Source organism: Lysinibacillus sp. 10T31 (assembly GCF_056394365.1).
Genome location: NZ_JBFTHS010000253.1, coordinates 1 through 383 on the forward strand (window position 1 = coordinate 1; position 383 = coordinate 383).

Here is a 383-nt window from a genome sequence, read left to right on the forward strand (position 1 = left end):
GGCCGCACCTATACCGTTGATGCGCATTTTAACCGTCTCGGGTTGACCGGTTCCGTCATGGATGACAGTGACTTCTTTCCAGTACGACGGCACCTTGAACATCGGGCCCTGACGTTCGTCATGCAGTGGAAGGATGGGGGCGATCGACTTGAAACGAATCGGCAGGGCGATGCTGAAGACCCCGTTTTCGCAATAGGCCGGATGATCGCCACAATAACCGCCTTGTGGTGTTGTGTTTACAAAAGCATTTTGCATCGGCTTTGCCGGATCAGGCCGGAACACGGCGGTCATCTCTACGGTGGCCGCACCGACTGACGATGCGAGAACTGACGAAAACACTCCCGCCAATACCGATGCTCTGTTGGTTCTCAATACCTTTAATG

Annotated in this window: 1 protein-coding gene; it reads right to left on the bottom strand. The window is 54.3% G+C overall.

All coding sequences use genetic code 11. From position 1 onward, the window contains the following. On the bottom strand, positions 1-383 hold a 383-nt coding region (locus tag AC1DCY_RS27900), incomplete at both ends, for a hypothetical protein (RefSeq protein WP_477356087.1).